Source organism: Pantoea sp. X-Soil-ISGK-355, assembly GCF_059730805.1.
Genome location: NZ_AP035972.1, coordinates 187,998 through 206,362 on the forward strand (window position 1 = coordinate 187,998; position 18,365 = coordinate 206,362).

An 18,365-nucleotide genomic window follows, 5' to 3' on the forward strand; every position below is an offset into this window, starting at 1 on the left:
TTCAGTGACAATGTCACTCAAGATTGGCCCCGTTGCTGGCAATCACTTTCTTATACCACCAGAAAGACTTTTTGCGCGTGCGCGCCAGCGTGCCGTTACCCAGGTCGTCGCGGTCAACGTAGACGAAACCGTAGCGCTTGCTCATTTCACCGGTTGAGGCGGCAACCAGATCGATGCAGCCCCAGCTGGTGTAACCCATCACCGGCACGCCATCTTCAATGGCATCGCCCATGGCGCGGATGTGTTCACGCAGATAGCTGATACGATAATCATCATTGATCTCGCCATTCGCGTCGATTTCATCGCGCGCCCCCAGGCCATTCTCTACCAGGAAAAGTGGCTTCTGGTAACGGTCATACATCATATTCATAGTAATGCGTAAGCCCAGTGGATCGATGCCCCAGCCCCACTCACTGCGTGGCACATGGGGGTTGGTCAGGGATTTCACCACATTGGCTGCGCTGCTGTTCTGTTCGTTCATTTCCGCCGAGGCGCAGCGAGAGGCGTAATAACTGAACGAAACAAAGTCGACGCTATTTTTCAGGATATCGGCATCGCCATCAGCGATCTCAAGCGTAACGCCTTTTTCCCGGAACACGCGGGCGGCGTAAGCCGGATAGGCACCGCGTGCCTGCACATCAATGAAGAACAGGTTTTCACGATCCTTCTCCAGCGCCGCCCAGACATCCTCTGGTTTACTGGACCACGGATAAAAGTTGCCGCCTGCCAGCATACAGCCGATCTGATTTGCTGGATTTACTTCATGCGCGATCCGCGTAACCAGCGCGCTGGCAACCAGTTCGTGATGCGCCGCCTGATACTTCACCTGCTCCTTATTCTCACCCGGTTCGAACACCAGACCCGCACCGGAAAACGGGCTGTGCAGCAGGATATTGATCTCGTTAAAGGTTAGCCAGTATTTCACCAGGCCATCAAACGCCTCGAAACAACTGCGGGCATAGCGGGCAAAGAAGTCGACCATTTTGCGATTGCGCCATGAGCCATATTCGGTCACCAGATGCATCGGCACATCGAAATGACAGAGCGTAACCAGCGGTTCGATATTATATTTCCGGCACTCCTCAAAGACGGCACGGTAAAAAGCGATGCCTTCTGGATTGGGCGTCAGTTCATCACCGTTTGGATAGAGGCGGCTCCAGGCAATTGACGTACGAAATACGCTGAATCCCATTTCCGCCATCAGCGCAATATCTTCCGGATAGCGATGATAGAAATCAATGGCATCATGGCTGGGATAAAATTCATCATCCCGCAGCGTAAAGCGCTTTTCCAGACCCAGTTTGACCGCCAGTCGGTGTGGGCCATGCGGGATCATATCGACGGTGGTTGCGCCCTTTCCGCCCTCACGAAAACCGCCTTCACTCTGATTGGCGGCTAACGCGCCGCCCCATAAAAATCCTTGCGGGAACCTTGAATCAGACATGCAATCCTCTTTTCCGGGTCAGAATGACCCTTTCCTTTAGTGGCTATTAATCGCGTTGGTGCGTTCGGTAAGCGGCGCGGGATGCGCGGCGGTAGCGGATTCGGATTTCGTTTCAGTTTCCGCTTCAGGAATATCTTCAAACCCTAACAGCAGCGTCAGCACAAACGACAGCACCACCGACAACACCATAACCGCACCGACCCAGACGATACTGATGGGATTGCTGGGGTCAAAAAACTGAACGCTGGTGAAAAGGCCCGGTGAGGCCATTGAGTGGCTGGCCAGCCCGCCAATGCCCGCGACCGCGCCGCAGATAAAACCGCTGATCAGACAGGCGATCAGCGGACGTTTCAGACGAACCGCCACACCATACAGCGCCGGTTCAGAAATGCCGGCAATGATGGCAGACGCTGCTGCTGCCAGTGCCGTCTGACGCAGTTCGCGGTTTTTAGTGCGGAACGCCACTGCCAGCGACGATCCGCCCAGCGAGAGATTGGCACCAATTTCTGACGGCATCACCATGCCCTCTTTGCCGGTTTCAGCAATGGTCTGGATGATGGTCGGTGTGAACACACGATGCATCCCGGTCATCACCAGCAGCGGCCAGATGGCACCCATAATCGCGACGGAAAGCCAGCCAAGATAGCCATGCACGGTGTAAACCAGCGCAGAGATGCCGCTGCCGATCCAGATGCCAATCGGGCCAATCAGCACAATCGCGATAGGGGCAGCAATCAGCACAATCAACATCGGTTTCAGAAAGTTTTTGGTAACGGCCGGGGTAATACGGTCCACGCCGCGCTCGATGTGCGACAGAATCCAGGTCATCACCAGTGCCGGGATCACCGTGTAGGTATATTTCACCGCCGTCACCGGAATGAAAGCGAATTCAACGTGCTGACCCTGCGCCGCTTTTGCCATCAGCTCAACAAAATTGGGATGCACCAGTACGCCAGCAATCGCGATCGCCAGCGACATATTGGTTTTGAATTTCAGCGCCGCAGAGGCTGCCACCATGACAGGCAGAAAGAAGAATGCGCCGTCGCCAATCACGTTGAGGATCACCAGCGTTGACGAACCTTTCTCAAACACGCCAGCCATATCCAGAATCATCGCCAGCAGCTTAACCATCGACCCGCCAATAATCGCCGGGATGAGTGGTGACATGGTGCCCACCAGCGCATCCAGAATGCCCGCGCCGATGCTTCGCAGGGTGATTTTGCGCTTCACCGGTTCAGGGGCTACCGCACCGGGCGATCCCAGTGCCAGTACCGCCTGGTAAGCCTGAGAGACGTTATTGCCAATGATCACCTGGCACTGCGTGTCGTTGTGCACCACACCCATGACACCTTTAATCGCTTTGAGGCGGGGATAGTCGACCCGAGTTTCATCTTTCACCACAAACCGCAGACGCGTCATGCAGTGAGTGACAGCTTCGATATTGGTGAGGCCGCCTAGCGCATCGACAATGGCGCGTGACACCTCGGCATAGTTCATGGGCATGATCGTTCTTCTCTGTAGGGTAAATCGGTTAGCATTTTTATGTTTTTAGCGGCTGCTATCAGGTAAATAGGAAACCGGTTTCACAAAATCATGAAGTGCTTTCTTTGAGACGACAAGGTGATAAATCAGCCAGATTTCTTTTTTGTGAACTTCATCACACCCAGCGAATCAGGTATTTGCGCCAGCGGACAGGGTAAATATTTCCAATATTGAGAGGCTTGGGTAGACTGCAGAGCGACGCAGCGAGGGAAATTCACCATGGCAACGATTCAGGAAGTGGCAGAGAGAGCAGGCGTCTCAAAAGCGACAGTGTCACGTGTGCTTTCTGGCAATGGCTATGTCGGGCAGGAGAAGCGTGAAAGGGTGTTAAAAGCGATTGCCGAAACCGGCTACCGTCCCAATCTGCTGGCCCGCAACCTGGCGACTAAAACGTCTCAGACCATCGGACTGGTGATCACCAATACGCTCTATAGCGGCAGCTATTTCACTGAGTTGATGGCGCACTCCGCACGCATCATGGAGCAGCAGGGCCGCCAGCTGATTCTGGCAGATGGTAAACACACCGCTGAGCAGGAAGAAGCGGCGATTCAGTTTTTGCTCGACCTGCGCTGTGACGGCATCATTATCTACCCGCGCTTTCTGAGTATCGACGCGCTGGATGCTATTATCTCCCGCCATAAACAGCCGATACTGGTCATTAACCGGCGGCTACGCGTCAACCAGAGCTACTGCATTTACAGCGATCAGCATACCAGCAGCGCGAAAGCGGTGAGCCATCTGCTGAGTCAGGGACATCGCGATATCGCGTTTATCACCGGTTCGCTGGATTCGCCGACCGGCGTCGAGCGTCTTTCCGGCTATCGCGCTGCGCTGGCTGCTAAAGGTATTGAAGCCGACGACCGCCGTATTGTGGCTGGGAAATGGACGGCGCAAAGCGGCATGGCGGCAATGGACTGTCTGCTGGACCGCAACGTCCCCTTTACTGCGCTGGTGGCGAGTAATGATGAGATGGCGATTGGTGCCATCAAGCGGTTGACCGAATGTGGCATCGCGGTGCCCGATCGGGTATCGGTGATAGGCTTCGATGATATTCCGCTGGCACCTTATATCACGCCGTCTTTATCCAGTATGAAGCTGCCGGTGACGGAGATGATCGATGAAACGATTAACCGCCTGCTGACCATGCTGGATGGCGGTGACTGGCACAGTCAGGCGCCTTTTACGGCCAGCCTGATGCTGCGCGATTCCGTTACTAAAGGCCCCTGGTCCGCTTAATTTGACGCGATTTGTATCACCTCAATGGCCTGTTCCCTGAGGTGTGCGATGGTTCCGGCATCCAGCGTCTCATCGGTAATCACATGGCCGACCTGGTAACCGGATGAGAGCGGATAAGGGTGAATCTGCCCGAATTTAGAGGAATCGGTCAGGGCATAGCTTTCAGCACCTTTCGCCAGCACGGCATCCACCACATCACAGCGCAGCATATTGCGGCCGGTGAAACCGGTCTCCGGGTGCCAGCCATCCACACCCACAAACGCTCTGTGAAAATGGACCTGCTGAATAGAGTAACGCGTCAGCGGGCCTACCACCGACTCACTGCTTTTCTGCAGCAATCCACCCAGCACAATCACTTCACAGGTGGCGTCCCGCAGAAGCTGGGCGATATAGTGGCTGACGGTAATCAGTGTGAGATCGGCACGGTCAGCCAGCGCACGTGCCAGCAGCGCATTGGTACTGCCCCCTTCGATGAACACCGATTCACCCGGCTGCACCAGGCTGGCGGCGTGTTGCGCCAGCGCCTGCTTAGTGGCATAGCGGGTATTCATGCGGGTGCCGACATTGTCACTGTCCAGCGCCAGCGCGGAGCCATGCACCCGGCGCAGCAGCCGGTCGCGTTCCAGCAGCGTGAGATCCTGGCGCACCGTCACTTCAGAAACACCGGTCAGCTGCGCCAGTTCACTAACCGTTACGCTGCCCCGGCTGTTAACCATTTGAATAATCTGGTGATGTCGCGGATTCATAATTGGGTTTCGTCAGGAATAAAAGGAGCAGTGTATCAGGGAATCTCCCGCGCCGGTGCACAACGCGGGGTCAGGGTCAGTCTAAATCCAGTGAACAACGTCCGTTACTATTCAGATCTTCCGGCTTAAAACGTTGCTTCCACCCGGCTTCATAATCTTCCGGCGGAAAATCATCCGGCGAACGTCCCTGTTCCAGTGCCTGCGCAACCCGCCGGGCATAGGCGCGGTTTTTATCGCACATCGGCGCAGCGGGGATATACATCACATTGCCCCAGCCATGCTGATCCTTCACCGGTGCAACAGAATGGATCACATCACAGTGCCACCATACTGAATCGCCCGCCTCCAGAGCCGGGATTGAACAGAGTCCTGCGATCAGGTGCGGATGCCACTGCGCATTGACAGGTAATACCCGACCCGGCGCGACGCCACAGAGTTCATCTTCAGGTACATCGGAAAGCAGCGGTCGCAGCAGAATATACGCCATCGCCTGGGGCACCGGCACCACATGCAGCAGACCCTGACCGGGGATCATATCGGAGAGTGCCGTCCAACCCTGAAACGTGCGGAACACAGAACACTTAGTCGTGCCAGGCAGATCATACTCATCAACGTCGGTACGATGTGCCGCATCCCAGGGATCGTAAGCGGCAAAATCACCGTGAAACAGCTTGCTGAAAACCTGCTGATAAGCCGGCAGTAACCAGCGTTCCAGCGCACCGGAGTCGGTATGGGCACCTAATCCTTTCGACGTGGTGCCCGGCAAACGGCGACGGATGCGATCGGGATAGATGACGCTGATATTGGGATCAAACCACTGTTTGCCCTGAGAGTTAACTGTCCATAACCGGTTCAGAAAAGATTGCGCATCAGCCATTGCCGCACTCTGCCGCGCTTCCATCTGCGCCTGTGACCAGTAAATCGGATAGATTTCGGGACGTGAGGCAGCGAGCGTGCCGAAAAAGTCATCACCGGGACCGCGGTACTGCTCATCAAAACGGTTGTGATCCAGATAGTCGAGCATCGACTTATCCCACGCCAGCGCCTGGTCACGATCGAAGTGCTGCCTGATCACGACACAGCCGCGACGTTTAATCAGTGAACGGGTTTCATCCGAAACCTTTCCTTCTGTAATGTCCTGCATCGGCACGATCGGCCAGGCAGTGCCGGTTCGCGTCTCGTCCGCTTTTGCTTCAGCAATTGCAGCAGTGATGTTATCGCACACCTGCTGGAAAAGGGCGTCCACGTCACCGATTTGCTGGCGTAGCTGCTGTTTCATCTCGCGGATAGCGCGCTTAACGTCATCAGGCAAAGGTGTTGCTCGGGATTCATTACGCATTTCACACTCCTCACAATTTGGGGTTGAGTTACGAATGTAATTAAAATAACCTTCATTCGTAATTTGCGGTCGAGGTTAACATCCTTTTAACGATAAAAAACGTGCGTTGTAACACAACTTCTTAACCGGAACGCTCTGAAAGCCGTTAGCAAAGTCACTATTTGCATTCTCATTAATCCACACAGCGAGTAAGCTTTATGAATCAAATCAATCAGCCGACAGGACAGAACGGCGAACGTAAAGGGGCAGGCGAGATGGCGGTTAAGATGATTGCGGTGGATATGGATGGCACCTTTCTGGACGATAATAAGCAGTACAACGTTCAGCGGTTTTCACGTCAGTATGCGCTGCTGAAGCAGAAGGGCATCCGTTTTGTGGTGGCCAGTGGTAATCAGTATTACCAGCTGCAGCGCTATTTTCCCGACATCAAAGATGAGATCGCTTTCGTGGCAGAAAATGGCGCCTGGGTCTCTGACTGCAATGAAGAGATTTTCTGTGGTGAGTTAGCGCAGGAGAAGGTGCACAAGATTCTCGATATTCTGGCACATGAACCGGACATCGCGGTGGTGGTGTGTGGACGGAAGGGTGCCTATATGCATTCTTCTGCCTCTGACGAGGTGATGGACCAGCTGGCAAACCACTATCATCGTCTGGAAAAGCGGGATGACCTCTATGCCATTGACGACACCATTTTCAAGTTTTCGCTTAAGCTGGAACATGAAGGGGTAGAGGCACTGCTGCAACGCCTGCATGCCCGTCTGGGCGAGCTGGAAAATATCATGCATCCGGTTTCCAGCGGATTTGGTTTTATTGACCTCATCATTCCCGGTTGCCATAAAGCCCACGGCATCGCGCTGTTACAGGAAAAATGGGGCATCAGTGATTGTGAAGTGCTGGCGATTGGTGACAGCGCGAATGATATCGAGATGCTGCGCCAGGCCTGCTTCAGTTTCTCAATGGCCAATGCGGCCGACGCTGTCGCCGCCGTGGCACGCTACCAGACGCAGAGCAACAATGATGAAGGCGCGCTGAATGTGATTGCGCGCGTGCTGGCGCGTGAATTCCCGTTCGACTAAGAGGCGGTAACCTGCATAACGGACGGCGTGTTATCCGCCACTCTCCTGATGGCTGCGCGCATGATTTTCCATTTCATCCAGCGCAGCCTGATTCTCCAGTCCCCACTGATACATCTGCTCAATCGGCTGTGCGAAGGTATGGCCCAGCGCGGTGAGGCTGTATTCCACCTTTGGCGGCACCACCTGCCAGACATGGCGTGACACGAGGCCGCGTTGTTCCAGTTCACGCAGCGTCTGAATCAGCATCTTCTTCGAGATGCCCTGCAGACTACGCTCCAGTTCGCCCGTGCGCGCCCGATTGTCCGGCCAGTGAAAAAGCGCATGCAGCACCATTGTGCTCCACTTCACCGAAAACAGTTCCAGCAGGCGGCGCGGCGGTGAGTCCGCATAAAAACAGAGTTTCCCGTCAACCCAGACTGGCATAATCGCCATCCCATTTCATGGTAACCAAAAGGTAACTACTATCAAAAGCGGTTCCGTGTGTCTATAGTGTGCCGCTTTCTTTTACGACCATCAGGTAAGAAGAGGCAACAGATGAAAATTAATGCGCTGGTCGCTACTCAGGCAGATCAACCGCTCCGGACAGGTGAGGTTGAGTTACGCGATCTGCAGGCTGATGATGTAAAAATTGAGATTCTCTACTGCGGCGTCTGCCACTCTGACCTCCATATGGCGCGCAATGAATGGGGCGTCAGCCGTTATCCGCTGGTGCCCGGTCACGAGATTGTGGGTCGCGTGATAGCAATAGGTGACAACGTCACTAAATTCTCTGTTGGAGAGACGGTTGGCGTTGGCGTGATGGTCGATTCCTGCCGGACGTGTCACTTTTGCCAGCAGCACGAAGAGCAGTACTGCGAGGCGGGTTTCACGCCGACCTACAACGGCACCGATAAATATACCGGCAACACGACGTTTGGCGGCTATGCGCAGCACGTTATCGCCGACCAGCATTTTGTGGTCACAGTGCCGGATAATCTGGCGCTGAACGCGGTGGCTCCACTGCTGTGCGCTGGCGTGACCGTCTGGTCACCCTTACAGCACTTCAATGTTAAAGCAGGCGATCGTGTAGGGGTGGTCGGTCTGGGCGGACTGGGCCATATGGCGGTTAAGCTGGCCAGCGCGCTGGGTGCAGAAGTGACCCTGTTTACGACCTCTCCGGCGAAAGGCGCAGATGCGCGTCGGCTGGGTGCCAAAAACGTCGTGATCTCGCGAGACGCAGCCCAGATGGCAGGATGTCAGGCGTCGCTGGATATTATCCTCGACTGTGTTGCTGCCCCTCATGACCTCGATCCTTATCTCAGCACGCTGAAAACCAACGGTCAGCTGGTGCTGGTGGGGATACCCGATCAACCGCATCCGTCACCCAATGTCACGCCAATGGTGTTCCGCCGACTGAGTATTACGGGCACCTCGATCGGCAGCATTCAGGAGACGCAGCAGATGCTCGACTTCTGTGGCATACACAACATCACGGCTGACGTAGAGATGATCACCGGTGAAGAGGTGGAGTCTGCTTTTGAACGCATGCTGACCAGCGATGTGAAATATCGTTTCGTTATCGATATGCAGAAAACCCGCTGGTAACTCGCCTGGCCCGCCGTAAAAGCGGGTCATTTTCTTTCAAGCGGCAGAGGTGAACACGAAAAAAGTAAGGTTTATAGTTACAACATACTTTTAATTGTAAGCTTAACAGCGTGCCTGCATCAGCCCCGATACTCAGTTAGTCTGACAGCAAAAGCCGGGCAAAAAAATACCCGGCTCGATGACCGGGTATCTGCATTGCTACCTGACGCTGTCAGCTAATCCTGCTTTTTATCCGCGTTACTCTTTTCGGGTTGATCCTGCTCAACTACATGAATAAACGGCTTGAGCAGCTGGATATCCAGAATGACATAAACCATCGTGCTGATGAAAAGCGAAATCACACTGCCAAAAACGCCGCTGGTGGTAAACGTCAGATAGTTATAAATCACCAGCCAGGTTACACAGATAAACAGTGCGAGCGAAATTGAAAGACTGGACACAGAGTAATTGCTGGTGCCGCCACCCTGAGTATGCGTTGCTTTAAACAGGTTACCGATGGCGTACTTCTCCAGCACCAGAATACTTTTTTCCCAGTTACGCTGCTTCCGCGCGCTGGCGCGAGTGAGGAAGAGATAAAGAATGGAGATGAAGAAGCCCGAGAAGGCGATGAGCACCGGAATGGCTTCCAGCGCATATTCGATACTCTTATGCGCAGCGCCTCTGGTGCTAAGATCCAGCGTCAGCGAGGCACCCAGCGCAGCATATAAAAAGAGAAACAACAGCAGAAAAGTCAGGCTGCGCTTCCAGTCGCTGTCTGCCTCTGCATTCTTCTGCTGGATGGCCAGCTGAAGCGATTGCTGAATGTGTTGTGCCTCAAGTGAGTCTGTATCAAAGGTATCGCAGGGTGCAGCAAAGAAGTTGTGCATAAACAGCTCATCTTCTTTGTGAATAGTGATTTTCATCAGAAACCTGTGTACGGGAAATTTTCTCTATTCTAATCAGCACAGCATGAATTAACAGTAACTTCGCCCGTAAACCTGCAGCCCCATGCTGACTCAGCGGGATATCAGACCCAGAAGAGAGCTGAACAGCGAATCCGTTGCAAAGTTCTGCGCAGCGTTACCCTCATCGTGACGCAACTGCTGATAGCGCAAAAGCGCCGCATCAGCGTTATCAGCATTGACCACGTCCCATACTTCTTTATAGCCTTCCGCTACTAACCGGTCCTGCTGATCCTGGCTGACATGATTCACGGCCCTGACTGTCTGGTTTTTCTGGAACAGACGGTAAGCTGGCATGCTTATTTCTCCGCAGGGTTGTCCAGCGCTTTAAACTGCTTAATCGCGTCATTGATATTATTCGTTTCAACGGTCGCGATACAGCGATCGCCATTGAAAACTTCATAGCGGGCATTATGCAGTTGAAACAATAAATCCCTGCCACGAAAGTGTATACGTTTCTGCTTGACGCCAATCCCATGCCGCCGTAATAACGCCTGTGACAGACGATCGGTCTCTTTAATCATTCCTTCAGCTCCTCGGCAGTACGTGGTCACTACCAGTAAACCTGATGAACATTAGTTTTATATTAAGAGATAACCTTATTTTTAACAGGGCTAAGGCGCGCCTTTCAGAGAAATTACCTGATAGCAGGGACGTGAGGGAATATGAGCCTGCCATTTGCTGCGTTAATGGGGCCTGGATGCGGTACACTTGAGCGGACAATTTGCCACAGGACACGCCGCTATGAGCGATAAGAAGATGATTTCCATTGATCAGTTCAATGCTGATGAACGTCTGGCCGTCGAACAAACCTATAAAGGGCTGGCTGAAAAGTACCGTCAGCGAACCGGTAAAGAACCGGATAGTAAAAAAGAGAAAGAATTCAACAGCGAAGCCCGGCAGATGGTGATGACCAGCAAGCTGGAAAAGGAGAGAGCAAAGGCAGAAAAGGAGAAGAAAAAACCGGTTCGCAAAAAGAAACCTGAGTCTCTCACCGCCAGTGAAGTCAGTGATTTCAGCTGGTCTGCCTCGATTGTCAAAGGCCGCAGATAGTCTGCTACCGCGCGCAACAAGTCGCGCGGCATTTTTTCGCCACAACTTCGCTCCAAAGAAATATTATTACGATCTGGTAATTTAACAGACAGGCAATAAGAACATTCTGTAAAAAGGTTTATCTTATTTTACTTAATGCCGATAAAATGCCTTACCTGTCGCTGCTTCAGTTCACCTATGAATTATTACACTCCTGATGATGTTCAACTGAAGCACCGCTCGATGCGATTTGTGCGTCGTATGTTCATGATGCGCCAGCTCGGCACCGTTCTCTGTTTTTTGCCTATTCTGTCTGTTCTGATGGAGATGGGAAAAAGCACGGCACTTTGTGCTCTTCTGTGTACCAATGCCTTTATCTGGCCGTATATCGCTTACAGAATGGCGTTACGATCACGCGACTCTACCGGCTTTGAGCGTAAGAATCTGACACTGGATGCCGCTTTTGGCGGCGTCTGGGTTGCTGCGATGGCCCTGAGTCCATTGCCCTCAATTATTATCATGGCGGTGCTGATCTCCGATCGTTACTCGGCAGGCGGCTGGGTTCAACTGAAATCTGCGCTGCAGGCCTTTCTGTTTGCCTTTGTGCTGGTCTGGTCAGCGGAAAAGGCTCCGCTGGTGCTGACGTTCAGTACCCGAACCGTCTGGCTGACACTGCCGCTGGCCAGCCTGTATCTGCTGGCACTCAGCGTGGTGTCATATAATCTGACGCTGAGTCTGCGCCAGAAGAACCGCGAGCTGGAACGCATTGCGCTAATGGATCCGGGCCTGAAAATCCCTAATCGTCGGCTGTTTGAGCGCCGGCTTGAAAGTGAGTTTTTGCGCACGCAGCGAGGCGAGGGCAAAGCCTGGTTAATGCTGCTGGATGTCGACCACTTCAAACAGGTTAATGATACCTATGGGCATGAAGCGGGTGACTTTCTGCTGACAGAGATTTCGGCACTGCTGCGTGACAGCGTCGGCCTGAAAGATGTGCCCGCCCGCTTTGGCGGTGATGAGTTGTGTGTGATCGTACGGGATGCGGATGAAACCAGCATCCTGCTGCTGGCAGAGCAGATCAGGCAGGGGATTGCCCTGTTGCGGCTGCCAGCGTCATCCACATTTCAGTGTTCGGTGAGTATTGGGATTGCAGCAGCACATGATGCGGCATCGATTCATGAGTGGCTGAGATGTGCTGATGAGGTGCTTTATCAGGTTAAGCGCGCCGGCCGCAACAATGTGAAGATATGGCATTCAGACTCGCTGAACATACTCAGTGCAGTCAGGAGCAAATGAAGAAGTCAGCCTGGAACGCGTCCTCAGGCTGAGTGATCAAATTGTCGGGTAGTCGCCAGTGCCTTCAGGCCACGGCGTCAGCAGATCGAAACCCTCTTCAGTGACGGCGATGGTATGTTCCCACTGCGCCGAGAGCGAGCGATCCCTGGTAACGACCGTCCAGCCATCTGACAGCACGCTGGTTCCGGCTTTACCGGCATTAATCATCGGTTCAATGGTAAAGATCATTCCTGCCTTCAGTGGCATCCCTTCGCCTGGCGTGCCGTAATGCAGCACCTGTGGATCAGTGTGATAAATCTCACCCACGCCGTGACCGCAATATTCTCGCACTACAGAGAAACCAGCAGCTTCTGCAACACGCTGGATTGCCGCACCTACATCACCCAGTGTCGCGCCTGGACGGACCGTTTTGATCCCCGCAACCATCGATTGATAGGTAATCTCTACCAGACGTTTTGCACGTACTGACGGCGTGCCGACAAAATACATCCGGCTGGTATCGCCATACCAGCCATCTTTAATAACCGCCACATCGATATTAACGATATCGCCATCCTTAAGCTTTTTGCTGGCTGGTATACCGTGGCACACCACGTGATTGACCGACGTGCAGGTCGTGCGGGTATAGCCGTGGTAGCCGATGTTCGCGGGTGTCACCTTCAGTTCATTCACAATGAAGTCGTGACAGATATCATCCAGCTCTTCGGTGGTAATGCCGGGTCGAACGTGCGATGTAATCATCGCCAGTACCTGAGCGGCAGCCTGTCCGGCTGCCCGCGCCATCTCAATCTCTGCGGCGGTATGAATTTTAACGGTGTTCATAACACGTCTCCTTGTGTGGTGAGGCGCTCTTTTTGGAGCATAGTGCGGATATCAGCGCCGCCGTCCAGTTCAAGCCGGACCAGCATCTGTGCCAGCTGGTGTTGGGTCTGCTGAGGATAGAGTTCAGCCAGCATACCGAGTTTGAGCCAGTGTTCTGCCTGTGCATTGATCGAACGGCTCATCGCCTGACTGGCGATGCGCAAATTTTCATGCATCAGGTCGGAGATCTTTACGATACCCATATGAGTCTTATATGAAACGTATATGTTTCGTATATAGTAACGCTAACGCAGTGGTTTGAAAAGAGTGGAAGATTCTTGCTCGCAGGAAATGTGGTACAACGTTTTTAACTACGACCGCTTATTTGATTTTAGGATAGAAAAATTTACTGTTTATACAGAGATGCGTTTGATCGGGTAACCGCAGTGCAGGCGCTCGACAAACTGTGTCTTTTCTTGAAGGTTCGCCGATGACTGATTAGATGAAATCAGCATTTTTATCAGCCGGTTGTGGATATAAAGTCTTTAGCCTTGATGGGACAAAATTTGATCAAACAACAGGGATGTAATGATGAAAAAATAATTGCGTTGACTGCGGTATTAGCCGTTTCCGGATGCCACATGAGTACAAATCACATCCGACAGCAGGGAATCAAGACTCCAGATGTGTCAGAGATTAAAAGTCAGTGCGAAGCTCAGACACCACAGCATATTCAGGAGCGTGAAACGCAGCTCTGGCTCTGCCAGGCTGTAACAGCCATACAATATCGTTTTTTTGATGCAGATTCTTATCGAGGTAAAACATGTGATGTAAGGATCAGGCAGCCGGCAGGCGAGCCTTCGGTAAGCATCGACGTTCAGGCCGGAGATCCCGCTCTGTGTACGGCTGCTATTGAATCAATTAAACAAGCTGTAGAGGCTCAGACTTTTCCAATGAGACTCGCCTTTCTGAAAGACGAATTTCCGATACATTTCGCCCCGCAGTAAGCCTATACGACTATCGAAAGCGTTGAATATCAGATCGATATGCAGTAAGCCGTCGGCCAGCCAGAACTGATGCTATCACTATGTCGATCTCTGAAGTACTGCGATCAGATGCGGACCCGTAAAACGTGAGGTGCAGAGGTTTATCGCGATGCAGTTATCATTTGTCGCCAGTAGAATCTAAACCCTTCTTCCTGAACACTCGCCATTCATCCCAGCATTTTTCAGGGTTGATATCAAAATATCCGCGGCATTCTGCCATTGTAAAAGCAATATCGCTTGCCACTTCGATACAGGTGGCGCTATCCCTGATACTGCTGACTTCCTCTTCTGTAAGCGGGCTTCCTTTCTCATTCTCTTTTTTTAATAAGAGTGGAATGAGGGCAGGTATATAAACGAGGCTCATTTGTTATTTTCCTGATGGTTAAATATCACGCTGTGACTAAGAGCTGAAATCACACAGCGCCTTAATGATGTGCTGTACAGTGCAGTCGCCGGGTAACATCGATTCAGCGCCCTTCTTCTGTCGGCAGGGTCAGCAATCAATAATTATGTCCGGGGCAGAGAGGCAAGTTTGCTTAACCTGGCTTGCCATCAGAAAAGGTGAACACGGATCCGCTCAGGTTATTCCGTTCTCTGCATTCCCTTTACTATATTCTCGACAGCTGGCGCGATATCTTCAGCCAGAAAGTTGATATTTTGATCATGACTTAATCAACACCGGTCTATCCTTATGCCAGGAGGTACCTATGTGTGGACGGTTTGCGCAGTACAGTAGCAGAGACGATTACTTTGACTCTCTGGGACTGAAGCCCGATGAAATCATTTATGATCCGGAACCTATAGGGCGTTTCAATGTTGCGCCAGGCACCAACGTGCTGCTGCTCAATGAGCGGGATGATGAACTTCACCTGGACCCGGTTTACTGGGGCTACGATCCTGAGTGGTGGAATAAGCAGCCGCTAATCAATGCCCGGAGTGAAACAGCCCCAACCGGCCGTATGTTTAAGCCGTTATGGGAGCAGGGACGAGCCATTGTACCTGCCGATGGCTGGTACGAGTGGAAGCGTGAGGGTGACAGGAAACAGCCATATTTTATCCACCACAAAGCGAAGGAACCGCTGTTTTTCGCCGCGATCGGCAGGGCGCCTTACGGTAAAGACCATGGACATGAGGGATTTGTTATCGTCACAGCGGCGAGCAACAAAGGCATGGTCGATATTCATGACCGCCGTCCACTGGTTTTACGGGCGGACGCGGTACGCGAATGGCTCGGTGCTGAAACCACACCCGGTCGGGCACAGGACATTGCACATGAGGCCGCCTTACCCGAGCAGGATTTCACCTGGCACCCTGTTTCAGCCAAAGTCGGTAATATCCATAATCAGGGCGAGATGCTTATTGAAGAGATAAATCCTGAAGGCACATGAAGCGCAGGTGAGATAGGCACACCGCAATCTGCCATGTTGATCGTTAATGAGTGTCATCACGCTGAAAAAAACGTTCAGCTTAATGGCGCTTGCGGTCACTCATTTTCACACCAAATACACAAAAGCCCAGTAAATCCTTGGCCTCATCTTCCACCCGGGTCACCATGACCAGATCGGACGAACCGTCAGGCAGCACAACCTCATAAGGGGGATAGGGAAGTCCTTTCAATCGGAATTCCTGCAGCCAGAGTAGTTTTTCAGCCTGAGACGGAATAACTTCATAAATATATTTATGGATAAGATCCTGCGGAGCCCAGTCGACCCGTTCGGCAAACGTGTCACTTGCATCAACGATCACCAGTTCCGGATTAAGAAAACAAATAGACGTGCCGGGAATCGCATACATGGATGAAATCTGATGCGCTCGCTGATCGAGGGAAAGGCGCGCAACCCGCCGCAGCGATCCTTTATCTGGTACTGCATTAAGCATCCGGCAGCTTTCCGCTCCTGAGACAGGTTTCCCGAACAAATAGCCCTGCGCATAGAGGCAACCTATACCCCGGAGCATTTCAGCCTGTTCTTCGGTTTCAACGCCCTCCGCGATCACATCCATATCAAGGCTTCGGCCCAGACCGGCGACGCTGGAAATGATTTTGCGGCTGTCTTTTTTGTGCAGCATGGAGCGAATAAAACTGCTGTCAATTTTAAGCGTGTTAACCGGTAACTGAATCAGCCAGGCGAGGCTGGAATAGCCTGTTCCAAAATCATCCATTGCAATCTTACAACCCATACGTGACAGGGCTTCAATCTCTGTCCGGGCGGTATTGATATCATTTAACAGGGCTGTTTCAGTTATCTCAATCTTCAACCTTGCAAGATCGAGCTGAAATTCACTGGCTGTATTCCTTATAATTTCAGTAAGATACCTGCCATCAAGCTGCGAAGGAGAAACATTCATCGATATAAACTGCTGTTCTGGCCATGTGGCAGCAACTTTGAAACCCTGTGCCATAAGGCTGAGCATCAGCTCGTCGAGCAGACCACTTCGCTCCATAGCCGGAATGAAGTCTGAAGGAGGCGTAACGATACCCTCCGGGGATATGTGCCGCGCGAGCATCTCAAACCCCATCACGCGCAAATCTTCCAGAGAAACTATCGGCTGAAAAAACGGGCGAAACTCGCCCAGCTTAATACGCTGTTGCAAACGTTCGCGCGTTTCATCATTTTCTACACCAGGTTTCATTTCATTCCCGTAAATACATAATTTTCAGCCTGTTAACGAAAATTTTTCTGCAATTCAGGCTTTATAAACTCAGCGAACTCTGTCGACAATCGCATACTGGTTTAATCTTTTTTTCAGCATAATCATTAAGATAAACAGCTTCATATGACGGCTTATCTCAATACTGGCTTACTGTTTAATTGGGCAATATTTTATTACATTTGCTGTGTGTTCATATCTTATGCTGGTGAGTAAGACTACTAATTCACTATCGTTATCGGCTTCGACTTACTTTTCATTATATCGTAATAGCATGACACCGACGTGGGTATTAACCCACATTCAAAATGGTCGCTTAGCTCAGAGCAGATGAATAAGGATAGGTGGGGGAAAGTTACCTGTAATGTTCGTGGTCATAAAAGGATAAATAACGATACAGGCTGACAATGAATATTAGCAAAGGTAATGAGTCCCAAAGTTGTAAAACTGATAAAGCTTTTAATCATTAACGTTTAAATGTGTGCACAGCTGTCGAATAATGATGTTTCTTAATGACCATTCATATCGTCATCCCAGATGATTATCAGTTTGCCACTCAAAAACTGGATTTTCTACATAGTGATAACAGCTTTCATTGCGCTGCTCTGGGCAATGTCAGCATGGACCCGATGGCAGAGAAATAGCTGTTATCGGCTGAAGCTTTGATATTTATCCGCGAAAGGACGGTTATTGACGAAGCCTTTCTGCGACGCACGCCACCTCTTAAATTGATCAGTCAGACGGGTAAGCTGACGAGAAATGTCGATAGTGATGCCTGCACGCGATCGGGTGTTGCCATTGTGGAAGGGAGTGCCTCACCGGTTGCGCCTGCTGAGCTAACCTGGTTGTTAATCATGGCTTCCCGCCGAAAATTTGTCTCGTCGGTGAATGCAATAGCCGAAGGGCACTGGCAGACAGAAATCGGATCTGCGATTCACAATCAGGTCATCGGCATTCTGGGCTATGGAAAATTGGTAAACGGCTTGCGTCCTATGCTGCCGTTTTTGGGATGCAGGTGCAGGTGCAGGTGCAGGTATGGGGAAGTTCGCGTGCGCAGGAAGAGTCACGAGCAGACGGATGGACGGTTCCCGAAAGTCGGGAGCAATTTTTCGCCACGCGCGATGTGTTAACCGTGCACCAGCGGCTGGTGGCTGCGACGCAAGGCAACATCACGCCAGCCGATCTAGCGCTGATGAAAACTGATGCGTTATTCGTCAATATCAGCCGGGCTGAACTGGTTCATGACGGCGCGTTGCACACTGCCCTGACACAGGGGCGGCCTGGATTTGCGGCGTTGGATGTTTACGAAGAGGAACCGCTTTACAACACCCGGCATCCTTACCTGCAGATGCCCAATGTACTGTGTACGCGGCACCTGGGATATGTTGAAAAGGCCAGCTATGCGCTCTATTTCAGAACGGCATTTGATAATGTTGCGCGTTATTTTAGCGGTGACAGGTCGCATGTGATTAATTTCTGACTCCTTTGCGAAACTTCAGGGTGTGACTCTTTGAAAAAAATTGCCAGTTCAGGGCCAGATAATTAAGCAAGTAACAGAATCAAATGCACAACGCGCCAGAGCGCCATTCTCACGCTTTCCATACACCTTTTGGGCAAAAACTGCATAATTTACTTC

The 18,365-nt window shown here is 51.8% G+C and carries 19 protein-coding genes and 1 pseudogene; 8 read left to right on the forward strand and 12 right to left on the reverse strand.

All coding sequences use genetic code 11. The features are described from left to right. Window positions 1-13 precede the first annotated feature (13 nt). Window positions 14-1,444 (reverse strand): 6-phospho-beta-glucosidase, encoded by a 1,431-nt coding sequence (locus AC6I8J_RS19600; RefSeq protein ID WP_222925768.1) that lies wholly within the window; start codon window positions 1,442-1,444, stop codon window positions 14-16. A 36-nt stretch (window positions 1,445-1,480) separates the two neighbouring features. Further along, entirely contained in the window at window positions 1,481-2,947 is a 1,467-nt protein-coding gene (gene ascF, locus AC6I8J_RS19605) for a PTS cellobiose/arbutin/salicin transporter subunit IIBC (RefSeq protein ID WP_161736710.1), read from the reverse strand. A gap of 258 nt (window positions 2,948-3,205) precedes the next feature. Here ascF and AC6I8J_RS19610 point away from each other — a divergent pair, with 258 nt between their 5' ends. After that, window positions 3,206-4,222 (forward strand): LacI family DNA-binding transcriptional regulator, encoded by a 1,017-nt coding sequence (locus AC6I8J_RS19610; protein WP_222925769.1) that lies wholly within the window; start codon window positions 3,206-3,208, stop codon window positions 4,220-4,222. Here AC6I8J_RS19610 and AC6I8J_RS19615 read toward each other — a convergent pair. Together AC6I8J_RS19615 and AC6I8J_RS19620 are read right to left on the reverse strand one after the other, a co-directional pair. Beyond that, entirely contained in the window at window positions 4,219-4,968 is a 750-nt protein-coding gene (locus AC6I8J_RS19615) for a DeoR/GlpR family DNA-binding transcription regulator (RefSeq protein ID WP_285088585.1), read from the reverse strand. The genes AC6I8J_RS19610 and AC6I8J_RS19615 overlap by 4 nt on opposite strands. Window positions 4,969-5,044: 76 nt before the next feature. After that, window positions 5,045-6,307, reverse strand: coding sequence for a DUF1479 domain-containing protein (locus AC6I8J_RS19620; RefSeq protein ID WP_497825729.1), 1,263 nt, complete (start codon window positions 6,305-6,307; stop codon window positions 5,045-5,047). 254 nt (window positions 6,308-6,561) lie between these two features. Between AC6I8J_RS19620 and AC6I8J_RS19625 the strand changes: the two genes are divergently transcribed. Next, the gene (locus AC6I8J_RS19625) at window positions 6,562-7,383 is read left to right on the forward strand and encodes a Cof-type HAD-IIB family hydrolase (protein ID WP_222925796.1); all 822 of its coding nucleotides are present in this window, start codon (window positions 6,562-6,564) and stop codon (window positions 7,381-7,383) included. 30 nt (window positions 7,384-7,413) lie between these two features. Here the strand turns inward: AC6I8J_RS19625 and AC6I8J_RS19630 are convergent, their stop codons facing one another. Further along, on the reverse strand, window positions 7,414-7,806 hold the full coding sequence (locus tag AC6I8J_RS19630) for a winged helix-turn-helix transcriptional regulator (RefSeq protein ID WP_150037431.1): 393 nt from the start codon (window positions 7,804-7,806) through the stop codon (window positions 7,414-7,416). Window positions 7,807-7,917: 111 nt separating this feature from the next. On the opposite strand from AC6I8J_RS19630, the gene AC6I8J_RS19635 reads away from it, so the two are divergent. Continuing rightward, entirely contained in the window at window positions 7,918-8,967 is a 1,050-nt protein-coding gene (locus tag AC6I8J_RS19635) for an NAD(P)-dependent alcohol dehydrogenase (RefSeq protein ID WP_497825730.1), read from the forward strand. Window positions 8,968-9,182: 215 nt separating this feature from the next. Here AC6I8J_RS19635 and AC6I8J_RS19640 read toward each other — a convergent pair whose 3' ends face one another. From AC6I8J_RS19640 to AC6I8J_RS19650, 3 genes are all read right to left on the reverse strand, one after another. Then, on the reverse strand, window positions 9,183-9,869 hold the full coding sequence (locus tag AC6I8J_RS19640) for a RipA family octameric membrane protein (RefSeq protein WP_497825731.1): 687 nt from the start codon (window positions 9,867-9,869) through the stop codon (window positions 9,183-9,185). 93 nt (window positions 9,870-9,962) lie between these two features. Next, a complete protein-coding gene (locus AC6I8J_RS19645; RefSeq protein ID WP_161736704.1) occupies window positions 9,963-10,205 on the reverse strand; it encodes a hypothetical protein in 243 nt (80 codons plus the stop codon). A gap of 2 nt (window positions 10,206-10,207) precedes the next feature. After that, window positions 10,208-10,432, reverse strand: coding sequence for a hypothetical protein (locus AC6I8J_RS19650; RefSeq protein WP_161736703.1), 225 nt, complete (start codon window positions 10,430-10,432; stop codon window positions 10,208-10,210). 220 nt (window positions 10,433-10,652) lie between these two features. On the opposite strand from AC6I8J_RS19650, the gene AC6I8J_RS19655 reads away from it, so the two are divergent. Beyond that, entirely contained in the window at window positions 10,653-10,961 is a 309-nt protein-coding gene (locus AC6I8J_RS19655) for a hypothetical protein (RefSeq protein WP_161736702.1), read from the forward strand. Window positions 10,962-11,138: 177 nt separating this feature from the next. Next, window positions 11,139-12,233, forward strand: coding sequence for a sensor domain-containing diguanylate cyclase (locus AC6I8J_RS19660; protein ID WP_161736701.1), 1,095 nt, complete (start codon window positions 11,139-11,141; stop codon window positions 12,231-12,233). A 36-nt stretch (window positions 12,234-12,269) separates the two neighbouring features. Here the strand turns inward: AC6I8J_RS19660 and map are convergent, their stop codons facing one another. Then, window positions 12,270-13,055 carry a type I methionyl aminopeptidase gene (gene map, locus AC6I8J_RS19665; RefSeq protein ID WP_497825732.1) on the reverse strand — a complete coding sequence of 262 codons (786 nt, stop codon included), beginning with the start codon at window positions 13,053-13,055 and terminating at the stop codon, window positions 12,270-12,272. Further along, complete coding sequence (locus AC6I8J_RS19670; protein ID WP_161736699.1) at window positions 13,052-13,297, reverse strand: ParD-like family protein; 246 nt, start codon at window positions 13,295-13,297, stop codon at window positions 13,052-13,054. Before AC6I8J_RS19670 ends, map begins: the two co-directional genes overlap by 4 nt. 303 nt (window positions 13,298-13,600) lie before the next feature. Here AC6I8J_RS19670 and AC6I8J_RS19675 point away from each other — a divergent pair, with 303 nt between their 5' ends. Further along, the gene (locus AC6I8J_RS19675) at window positions 13,601-14,041 is read left to right on the forward strand and encodes a cell envelope integrity TolA C-terminal domain-containing protein (RefSeq protein WP_497825733.1); all 441 of its coding nucleotides are present in this window, start codon (window positions 13,601-13,603) and stop codon (window positions 14,039-14,041) included. 157 nt (window positions 14,042-14,198) lie between these two features. Here the strand turns inward: AC6I8J_RS19675 and AC6I8J_RS19680 are convergent, their stop codons facing one another. Further along, the gene (locus AC6I8J_RS19680; protein ID WP_161736698.1) at window positions 14,199-14,444 is read right to left on the reverse strand and encodes a hypothetical protein; all 246 of its coding nucleotides are present in this window, start codon (window positions 14,442-14,444) and stop codon (window positions 14,199-14,201) included. A gap of 343 nt (window positions 14,445-14,787) precedes the next feature. On the opposite strand from AC6I8J_RS19680, the gene AC6I8J_RS19685 reads away from it, so the two are divergent. Continuing rightward, on the forward strand, window positions 14,788-15,468 hold the full coding sequence (locus tag AC6I8J_RS19685) for an SOS response-associated peptidase family protein (protein ID WP_161736697.1): 681 nt from the start codon (window positions 14,788-14,790) through the stop codon (window positions 15,466-15,468). Window positions 15,469-15,547: 79 nt separating this feature from the next. On the opposite strand, the gene AC6I8J_RS19690 is transcribed toward AC6I8J_RS19685, so the two are convergent. Beyond that, entirely contained in the window at window positions 15,548-16,711 is a 1,164-nt protein-coding gene (locus AC6I8J_RS19690; RefSeq protein ID WP_497825734.1) for an EAL domain-containing protein, read from the reverse strand. Window positions 16,712-17,241: 530 nt separating this feature from the next. Between AC6I8J_RS19690 and AC6I8J_RS19695 the strand changes: the two are divergent. Further along, window positions 17,242-18,209, forward strand: a pseudogene (locus AC6I8J_RS19695) (D-2-hydroxyacid dehydrogenase family protein). The last annotated feature ends 156 nt before the right edge of the window (window positions 18,210-18,365 follow it).